We start from the raw sequence: 9913 nt of genomic DNA, 5'->3' as shown, positions 1-9913 counted from the left end.
ATATAAACAACCTTAATGAAAAAAATCGGCTTAGTCATACTATTCTGGCTGTTCACGGGCAGCATGTTAAATGCTCAAAGCATCTCCGACATCGTGCTAAGTCAGGATGGAAAGAAAATAGCTTTTATTAAAGATGCAGATTCCCTTTTCATTAAAAGTATAGCTGAAGCAGAGAAGCCGATATTTATTGACAATGGCTTAAGGGACAATGGCAACCAACGATTCCTGAACTGGACACCTGATTCGAAAAGCCTTATTTATGAGAAGGATGAAAATGTGAACGTATATAGTTGCAAAGCGCAGACCATTAAACTCATACATCACCAGTACCTGGATTCTCTTTCATTATTCCAGTTTTATTTAATCCAGCAAACTGCTATCGACAATCAAAATCAACTGTTCTTTTCTGCCGGGTTGAAGAATCAGCCAGAAGCTCCCACACAACTCTTCAGGCTAAACATCATGAGCGGGGAAATCAGGCAGCTAACTGATTCACCTCTGCATGTCAGCAACGTCTCCATCTCAAAGGATCAAAAGTATGTGGCTTATGCCTCTTACGATTTTACGGATAACACTCCACAAACAAAGATAACCATCCTCAATCCAAATAGCGGAAAAATACTTGCTGAAACAGGCTTATACAAAGGCAGCTTTTTTTCGGAACTGAAATGGTCTGATGATGGCACATACCTCCTTGCCATCGATAATGGGGACAACAGTAAAATATTTATCTTTAATAGACGGAAAGGCTTACAAGAAGGATCAAAACTTCACATTGCTTCTACCGAAAAGCCCATCACCTTCTATAACAAGAAAAGTATTCTGTATGCAGATACAAAAAGGGGCGAAAGCAGAATAGGCCTTTATGACCTAGTTGCACAAACGAAGACTATTTTAGTTGGGAACGGGGCTGAGTACTTAAGGTATGATGGTAGTTTAGAAAAGAGACAACTTTATTTTTTAACTGAGTCACCAACGCAACCGAAGTCCCTTTTAAGAACAGTTGTTGAAGAGGACAGAGTTGGCAAGATTGACTCTCTTTATAGTTTTAGCAGCAATAATCGATTGCAGGAGTATAAGCAAGTAACCTATTGGTATAAAAATGTAGACGGGGATTCCACTTCCAGTCAGATATATTTTCCGAAAAGCTTTATGCCGCTGAGCGAGAAAAAGTATCCGCTACTGGTAGTGCCATACGGTGGCTACAATAACTCATACCCCGATTTTGGCTACTTTCTAAACGATGTCGTGTTTGATTATCTCGATCAAGGTTATATAATAGCTTTCCCGAACACAAGGGGAATTGACTATGAGAGGCAAACTGACAACTATGGCAAACTCCAACTAGAAGATACTGAGAAGTTCATCCACGAGCTAAGCAGAGCCCACTCCATAGACCAGAGCAGAATTACTGCCCTAGGTCATAGCCACGGGGCTACAATGGTGTACTATTACCTGACGCACTCTTCAGTGTTTGCGGGCGGAATAGCTATAAATGGAGCCGCAGACTGGACAAAGCAGGCAGAGCGGAAGTCGATGGCTGGCTTACCTTTTGGAATGGGAGGGACGCCTGCTGAGCTTGAAGATAAGTATAAGGAGTTCTCTCCATTCGAGAACATCGAACGGCTTAAAGCCCCACTACTGATTATAGCAGGGAAAGAAGACACCCAGATTCCTTCAGAGCTTAATGCGGTAGCCTTCTACAACAAAGCCAAAGAAGCAGGCAAAATGGTTAAGCTAGTAGTGTTTCATGATGAAGGACATTTGATTAACTTATCTGCTAATAAGCAGGTTTTAAAACAAGAGGTTAAGAGTTTTATAAATGGCAGTAGTGAATAATGACTTATGCCTAACCACACCTAAAGCACACTAAAGCGTGCTTTAGCCAAATCCGTTGGGCGGAAAATAAACAAACTAAAGAATGAAAAATAAATTACTCTTCTCATGTCTTATTGCAACAATTCTTCTAACCAAATGTGGCGTGAAGGGTGAAGAAGTCAAGGAGTCTAGCACTCAATTCAAAGAAATAAAAGGAGAGGTAAAAGATGTCGCCGTTCAGGCTGAGAAACAGCGTCTGCCAGAAGTAAATTCTATACTAGAAGTAAATTCGCCGCAGGCGGACAGTTACTCTGGCAATGTTAAGATAGTTGAAAAGGAATATAACTACACCTCTAGGAAAAATAATTGTTCTATACACATTACATACCCTGTTGTTACACAGCTAGGTGATAAGGCGGTAGAACAAAGATTGAATCAGATAATTGAGGCTGCATTCGGAGTTGATGAAAATTCTATAGCCAATCCTGACTGTGAAGATGATGAATACAATAAAGGAGCTGAAAAGCATTATATCACCAAGGATAGTGTGCTAAGCATAGTTATTGGTTCTTCATGGCGCGGAGATGGTGCAGGTCGTTCTTTTGGCTCTATTTCAACTTTGAACCTAGATTTAAAGACTGGGAAAAAGTTAGGGCATCAGGACTTATTTGAAGAATCTACTTTTAGCGAATTTCGGCTTTTCATTCAAAACATAGTAGAGGCTAGACTGGATAGTTTTAATACAGAGAGCTATAATCCTATCAAAATTGAGGAAGTATATGGGGCCGAACCAGATGAGGAACTATCGCTACCGGTCTATAGTATTTCCGACAAGGGGTTTTCATTTCATTTCTCCCCTCTAACCGACTTTGATGAAGAAATTTTTGTATCTCGGGATCAAATTAGAAAGTATCTAAAAAGTAGCGAATGAGGTATAATTCTTCCCTTAACCCAGCACTTGAGCAAAGCTTCGCTTAAGGCCTCCCTCACCTCATGTACCAAAACCGTTAGCATTTTTTAATGTAAAGTTTTTATAGGTTATAACATGATAAAAATTTACTATACCATCTTTCTTGCTTTAATCCTTGTTGGATGTAATCAAAGTATATCGCAGACAGAAAAGGATTACATAAAGAACTTAGAAGAAAAGAATAGAGCGTTAGAGAAAGAATTACAGGCATTGAAAAGTGAAGCAGAATCTCAAGAGCAGCCTGTCAAAAATTCTAAAGCTTATTTTACAATAGGTTCAACAGAGAAGGAAGTATTAGAAGCTATGGGCGAACCTACAGCTTACCTTAAAACCGCGCCCGAAGCAAAGAAATTTATTTACGGAATAAGCACGGTGTACTTCTACCAGGATAAGGTTATCAGCTATGATAATCTGGACCAGAATTTAAATGTTAAAGTAGCTAAGTAACTACTTAAGCTAAAGCTATTGCTGATTTGACTAGGCTGACGATTATCAAATGTATAGATCTTGATTACGTTAGTAATATTTATTTGAATTCATCTCATGAAACCCTCGTTTGCCTGAGACTAACAGTTAAACTAACTATTGTAAGGCTATTGAGCATTATTATCTGCAAATACAGATTTATAGCTGCAACTTCAGAATTAACAAAATATAGATGGATACTGAACAAGAAATACGTTTAGGTAAAATATATAATGGTTTTCCAGGTGAAGGAGTTAAAGTTGAGCTTTTAGATTGTCTATCGGTTGAACAATTTCAGGAATTTGAATTTTCAATATCCGTGATAGATGAGCTCCATGATATTATAAGGCTTATGAGCTTCGTGGCAATTAATGGCGATGAAGTAATAGACCATTTATACTCTTCACTGCATGATTTCATAATCAAATCAGCATCATTGGATGGCGTAAAACAAGAAGATGGGGACAAAGCTTTTCTAAACACTAACAGACTTTTCTTAAACTATTTAAGCTCTATTAGAACATTTTTGGATCACTCTGAGACATTTCTAAAAAGAAAATATGGAGCTGGTTCTTCACAGTTTCTAGAGTTTAAAAAAATGATTTCTTTCTACTTTGATAATAGTTTTGCTTACCGGTTCTTTTATAAGCTAAGAAATTATGCGCAACACATAAGTCTTCCTATTGACAGCTTTCAGTTTTCATCAAAGTATAATCAAGAGAATAACAAATTAAATGGTACTATAACAGCAGCTTTCAATAGGAATAAGCTACTTGCAAACTATGACAGCTGGGGAACAGTAAAAAAGGATTTGGTAAAAGAAGATGCAGAGTTTGATATAACACCCTTGATTGTTGAAATGACAAGTAATATTCAAGAAATTGAACGTAATATTGAGTTATTGCACAAAGATGAGCTTGTAAAAGCTTCGACCTTTATATCAAAGCTTACAGACCACCTTCGAAACGACAACGCAGAAATTTTCATTGCTCATAAGTTTAAGGCTAAAAAGAATGGAGAACTTTTGAGTTATCAATCGATCCATATCCCATTTAATACTATTGAATTTATTCAAAGTAGATTGATAAGCTAAGAATGTGATAACATGAAGTTAGTATTAGCTTACTTTATAAAGAAGCCTCACGAATTGCTTATACAATACTATTAAACTTAAAAGTAAACCATTAATGAAGAATTTTGAAGACTTTGTATACCATGTAGTAACTAATTGGCGAATCGACAAAAAGGCTATATTGGAGAGTGCTGGATTAAGTGGACTTTCAAACAGAGAGTATGGAGATATAGCTGAAAAGTATGTTAAAAAGAAAATTGAGAACCTGAGTCCAACTTATTCAGCTTTTTTGTCTAATGGGAGTCAGAGTCCAGCAGACCTAATCTCTTATGCAAGAAGAAATGGCTACTGGCACATTATGCTGATTCAAGTCAAGAGCTCTGGAACCAAGGATAAAATCCACGAGCTAAATCAGGAAGAGAAAAAAGTATTCGATGAATTCGCAAAATACGTAAAAAAAGAATTTTTGGAATTCCCTCATTTTGACTCCTATGCTGATAAACCAATAATAATTTCAACAGGGTATGCAGGCGTTTTAAGGATAGCTGGCGAGATATTACAACATAGGTTAGTTAATGCAAAACCATTTAAAATATTCAAAATAAACATGGCGACCTTAGATATGGATAAAATAAAGACAACAATAAGGAAAGCGCATACACTAAATATAAAATAAATAGATTAAAACATTTAAAACACCTTAGCAAGGTATATTGATACAATCTTACACAAGCTATCAATCAGAAGGAAGAGTGATTTGAAATATTTTACTATAGGGTTATTTTATTGCAGCAAACAAATTCTTCAGATTTCCCTCAAGTGATTGTAAAGAGACTTGCATTTCGTCTGATTTATTATGTTTTTTAGCCAAAGTTTCGATGAATATATAAAGTAACCCTTTAAATGTTTTTTCAATATCTATGGCCTCATTGTGTAAATTTTTAAGCCATATGTATGCTATTTCAAAATTTTTACTTGGGTTGCTCCTATTACTTATTTCTTCTCTCCAAAAGCTATGCACTAGTTTATTCCGGTTGATGAGGAAGGTTTCTAATTTTCTTTCATTTAACAGATTCACTTCCTTATTAAAAAATTCTAATAATACTCCTAAAGTTTGCCTTCTGCACTTTTTAGCTTCTTCATTATCGGATAAGAAGGTTAAAGGGGTAAGGTTTTTAAAGGCTTTATTATTTTGTAAAATGTCTGATTTTAAGTGCGCAATTAATCCCTGAATAATAAATTCAGTTCTTTGAATCTGTAATAGTGTGGAACCAGTTAAAGCTATTATTTCTGCAAGCGTTGGCCTAGAATCGTTCATATCTTAAATAGCATTATATAATTACTACTTTCTTTAATTTTCAGTTTGTTGTATGTCTTACTGCTTATTACTCTCCGTATTAGAGCTCATTGTATATAGTATAGTTCTTCAATTTGGGGAATTTCATGGAGAAGATAGCTCTTGGTTAAAGGATCTGTTGGTGTCTTCAATTGGTGCATTACTAGGCTTTGTGGGAGCATTTTTAATATTTAAGTATCAGCTAAAAATCGATAGAGAAAAGGCTGAGAAAAGTGAGGCAGCTGCTATAGAAAGAAAGCTTCATTACTTTGCAGCGCTTACACATAAGATAATTAGCAGTAGTAAAGAGCAGGCGGAGCATTTGAACCGATTTTGCGACTCTTTTAACAAGGATCCTTTTTTCATGCCAAGACCTGCTCTTGTATCCACTCTGGATATAAAAAGATTCTCAGAGAGCTTGAACCATGAGGAGTACTATCATGCCTACATCACGAAGTTTGGTTTAAAAAATGAAACTGTATATGAGTTCCGACGATTTTATGCTTATATAGATTTCCTTAATATGGGATTACCGCAATTAGATGAACTTTTTAAGCAATCTGTACTGAATCATAACGATCTTAAGAGAGAGTATACAGGTTTATTAAATGAAAGTGCCCATATAGCAAGAGATTTAGTAAGAATCAAAGCCAACTCAGGTATTAAACCAAACTCGAGTGATGAAGAAGGAAAGCAACTAATTCAATTTTTACAAGAACGATTAGATAATTATAATCAAAATGCGGCTAATAACGCTAACTTACTAACTGCTCAAGAAGAATGGGTTGACGAAGTAAGTGTCTTCCTCAAGGATAAGCATAAAGATGATGAAACCCTACAAGATTTAATAAAAAAGCTTGACCGTACTTCAAATGTATTTTTAGACAAAGAGCGTGCTAATGAAGTAGTTATTAATAGCTTTAGAAAGGAAGAAGCTAAGATTCTGGAAGCATCTGTGAAATTGTCAGAAGCTTCTAATAAACTAATCGCACAATATATTTTAAAAATTAACAATTAAAAGTAAGTGTCTTTTACCACTCCACCGCATCCGGTACTAGGCTAAAGAGTTCTTGTAAGAACGACAGAGAGGTAGATTGTCTTTGCATTTCCCGCCAAACAGTTATATGTTGTTTTTGAAGTATCTCCCTACGGTAGCGAGTGAGGTTACTTAACGACTCTTCTCTCTGCATTGCTAGATAGTAACTCATTATACGACTAACAAAATCATGAAAAGCCTCTTTACGAGCGATACACAAAGGGTCTTTGTTAATATGAAGCACCTTCAATGTATATTCAGCGCGAACTCTCTGTTGGGTATTAAGAGTAAACTTTGGTTTAAATTGAAACGTATTTTCTAAGTCCAGAAAGAAATATTCAATGGCATTATCATGGCGCGGGTGTAATAATGCTTCTTGGCCAGCTGGAGGTGGCTCAACAGCTTGGTGTCTAGAACGAATTGCTTCTGTTAATATGCCGGTTGCATCGACAACAGCATAGTAATTATTTTTCGGACCATTGCAAGGACCGCACGCAAAAAGGTAGTTGTCTGGGTCGAAGGATAGCTCAGGAAACCAACTTTTAGGACGGATATGTTCTATTTCATCAGCAAGAGAATCTTCGCAGTAGCCACAACGTCGCGCTCCCGGACAGGTTGATTCTAGTGCTGTACGAACTCGTTGAAAAAGTGCCACCGGCTTAGACTTCCAGCGTTGATTAGCTTGTGAAACCCGAGTGCTATAATCTGTTTCATTATTGACTTGCTGTTGGATAGCTTGCAGAGCTTGTTGATCAGCTACCTCAAGAGCTAGAGGGGCATTTAGGTAGATCATAAATCACCTAATAATTTCTTTACAAAAGCTTCAGAGTCACTTATTGGAAGAATAGTACGCAGATCATTTCGTTCTATCTTTTCCGCATCAGTCAACTCCGCCTTAAGTGCTTTTTCATTTAAAGCAGTAAGCCGTGTCGCCAAAGCCTGACCTGCTTCTGATTGCGTATATGCCAACCCAAAAACTTCTGTACCATAAGCTTCTAATACATTGCCGTATATCAGGCGGTTTAAATCAGCCCCTTCTACCATACCTCCTAAATCATCTGTTCCTGGTACTGGTAAGCGAAAAACCGATCCTTTTTCAGATGCTTGACAGACAAGAGGGCTATGTGTAGTTACAAAAAATTGAATCTTCGGGAAATGCTTCGTTAGCCAATACCCGATCCGTTTTTGCCATACAGGATGTAAGTGAGCATCTATTTCGTCAATTAAAACAACACCTGGCACTTTAACCCGAATCATCTCAGTATCAGGTATTACTTCAAAAATATTTTCTCCATAATTATTTTCTAATTGACGGAGCAGTTCAAATGCTAAACTTAACACAGAGCGAAAGCCGTCACTTAATTCAAAAATATTTACTTTGCTATGGTTCGCATCACAAAAGAAAATACCTTCGGACGAAACTTCTTCTAACCGAGTGTTATGGGGTAAAAAATCAGGTTGATTTATAAAAGACTTCATTAGGTCCAAAAACCCAGAAGTATGCGATTCAAGGCTGCGGAATTTTAGCTCTTTTAGCCAGCTAAGTGCCTCAGACAAAGCAACATTTTCTTTGAAAAGTGAGAGGTGGGCGGCAAGCTTTTTGTTTTTAGGACCATCCAAAAGCTTTTCATATTCGGCATCCCCTCCAGTAAATCGCCTGAAGGGACCAAACCCTGCTGAAAACCATCCGTTGTTTAGGCCCCATGCTGTTTTATAAGAAAAATCAACTCCGTTTTCTGTAGACTTTGTCCAGTATGTATTTAATAAACTATTAAACCCAAAGTTTATTTTTAATAGATACTTTTTATGCTGTAAATGTTCCTCAGAATAACTTTCTGATAGTTTATCAAATCCTGAATGCTCGGATAAATTGTTATTTTCTTCTTGAGAAGGCTCTATCAAATCAGAATCATTTAAAGTTAAGCTAACTGAAGTATCAGTTGTAAATTTAGGATTAAAACCAGTAGCAATTAAAGTAACTCGAATGCCATGGCCTAATGTAGAATCAATACCATGTCCGAAAATAACTTCAGCTTCATGGCCAGCTTTATCCTGGATGTATTCTGTGATCTCAGTCAGCTCGTCCATTTCAAGTTCAGCCTGCTCACCAGACATAATTGAAAGAAGGATTTTCTGAGCCCCATGAATGTCAGTGTTGTTCAATAACGGAGAAGAAAGCGCTTCTTGAGCAGCACGTAACGCACGGCCTTCGCCTTCTGTATCTGCAGAACCTGCTATTGCAAACCCTGTATTACTTAAAAAGTCAATTACGTCTTCAAATTCGATGTTGACTTCAGCAGTAATCGTGACTAATTCGATGATAGGCTTTACTGCTGTCATTATTGCGTTGTCAGCTTTTGCAAATGCCTCACGGATAGTAATATTACCAAACATCTCGCGTAACTTATCACATGGAATTACCAGGATCGTGTCGCAGATTTCGCTCAGTTCTCTAACGCCATCTTCGGCAGCCTGCTTCTTCTTACGACCTTCGAAACCGAAAGGAATGGTAACGACACCTATTGTAAGTATACCAAGCTCTTTAGCAACTTTAGCAATTACCGGAGCAGCACCTGTACCAGTACCACCGCCCATACCTGCTGTAATAAATACCATTTTGGTATCATTGCTCAGCATCTCGCGAATCTCTTCTTTGCTTTCAAGAGCAGCCTGACGGCCTTTCTCAGGGTTAGCACCAGCACCCAGACCTTCAGTAAGGTTTTGACCGATGGCAAGTCTTGTAGGAACACTGCTGCTTTTAAGGGCCTGGGCATCTGTGTTGCAAATGATAAACTCAACATCTTTGATGCCTTGGTTATACATGTGGTTCACAGCGTTGCTTCCACCGCCTCCAACACCAATAACTTTGATTAGACCTTCATTTGCATTACTCAATTCATCACCTGTATCCGCCTGCATCTTGATGGAAATAAGGCCTTCTTCTGCATTCTGCCTTAGCCAGGAAGCGTAGTCTACCCAAAGCGCTGTGGATCTCTCTAACCCAAGTAAACCTATAGCTAAAGCCCTTAAGAAAGATGATTTACCCGAACCGTTGTCACCTAAGATAACATGCCATCCAGCAGCGGGACATTTATCAGGTAATTTCCAAGTTAGCTTCTCAATAGCTCGGATATTTTCCAGTTTGACTTCAAGTATCTTCATTTAAAGATTTTTTTACAAAGTGTTAGAACAGCCGCTACTATTTTGCGATTGTAT

Annotated in this window: 9 protein-coding genes; 6 read left to right on the top strand and 3 right to left on the bottom strand. The window is 37.5% G+C overall.

The features are described from left to right. Nucleotides 1-15 precede the first annotated feature (15 nt). From GWO68_RS15835 to GWO68_RS15815, 5 genes are all read left to right on the top strand, one after another. Nucleotides 16-1839: a S9 family peptidase gene (locus tag GWO68_RS15835; protein ID WP_162347443.1), complete on the top strand. Its 1824-nt coding sequence runs from the start codon at nucleotides 16-18 to the stop codon at nucleotides 1837-1839. Nucleotides 1840-1921: 82 nt separating this feature from the next. Next, complete coding sequence (locus tag GWO68_RS15830; protein ID WP_162347442.1) at nucleotides 1922-2749, top strand: DUF4163 domain-containing protein; 828 nt, start codon at nucleotides 1922-1924, stop codon at nucleotides 2747-2749. 114 nt (nucleotides 2750-2863) lie between these two features. After that, nucleotides 2864-3235 carry a hypothetical protein gene (locus tag GWO68_RS15825; RefSeq protein WP_162347441.1) on the top strand — a complete coding sequence of 124 codons (372 nt, stop codon included), beginning with the start codon at nucleotides 2864-2866 and terminating at the stop codon, nucleotides 3233-3235. A gap of 211 nt (nucleotides 3236-3446) precedes the next feature. Beyond that, nucleotides 3447-4346 (top strand): hypothetical protein, encoded by a 900-nt coding sequence (locus tag GWO68_RS15820; RefSeq protein WP_162347440.1) that lies wholly within the window; start codon nucleotides 3447-3449, stop codon nucleotides 4344-4346. A 94-nt stretch (nucleotides 4347-4440) separates the two neighbouring features. Further along, nucleotides 4441-5001: a hypothetical protein gene (locus GWO68_RS15815; RefSeq protein WP_162347439.1), complete on the top strand. Its 561-nt coding sequence runs from the start codon at nucleotides 4441-4443 to the stop codon at nucleotides 4999-5001. Between the two features lie 102 nt (nucleotides 5002-5103). Here GWO68_RS15815 and GWO68_RS15810 read toward each other — a convergent pair whose 3' ends face one another. Continuing rightward, nucleotides 5104-5643, bottom strand: coding sequence for a hypothetical protein (locus GWO68_RS15810; RefSeq protein ID WP_162347438.1), 540 nt, complete (start codon nucleotides 5641-5643; stop codon nucleotides 5104-5106). A gap of 52 nt (nucleotides 5644-5695) precedes the next feature. On the opposite strand from GWO68_RS15810, the gene GWO68_RS15805 reads away from it, so the two are divergent. Further along, nucleotides 5696-6679: a hypothetical protein gene (locus GWO68_RS15805; RefSeq protein ID WP_162347437.1), complete on the top strand. Its 984-nt coding sequence runs from the start codon at nucleotides 5696-5698 to the stop codon at nucleotides 6677-6679. 13 nt (nucleotides 6680-6692) lie between these two features. Here GWO68_RS15805 and GWO68_RS15800 read toward each other — a convergent pair whose 3' ends face one another. Continuing rightward, on the bottom strand, nucleotides 6693-7490 hold the full coding sequence (locus tag GWO68_RS15800) for an HNH endonuclease family protein (RefSeq protein ID WP_162347436.1): 798 nt from the start codon (nucleotides 7488-7490) through the stop codon (nucleotides 6693-6695). Next, on the bottom strand, nucleotides 7487-9616 hold the full coding sequence (gene ftsZ / locus GWO68_RS15795; RefSeq protein ID WP_235942103.1) for a cell division protein FtsZ: 2130 nt from the start codon (nucleotides 9614-9616) through the stop codon (nucleotides 7487-7489). Before ftsZ ends, GWO68_RS15800 begins: the two co-directional genes overlap by 4 nt. Between the last annotated feature and the right edge of the window lie 297 nt (nucleotides 9617-9913).

This window comes from Pontibacter fetidus, assembly GCF_010119545.1.
Classification (GTDB): domain Bacteria; phylum Bacteroidota; class Bacteroidia; order Cytophagales; family Hymenobacteraceae; genus Pontibacter; species Pontibacter fetidus.
This window is presented reverse-complemented; position numbering and strand designations above follow the sequence as displayed.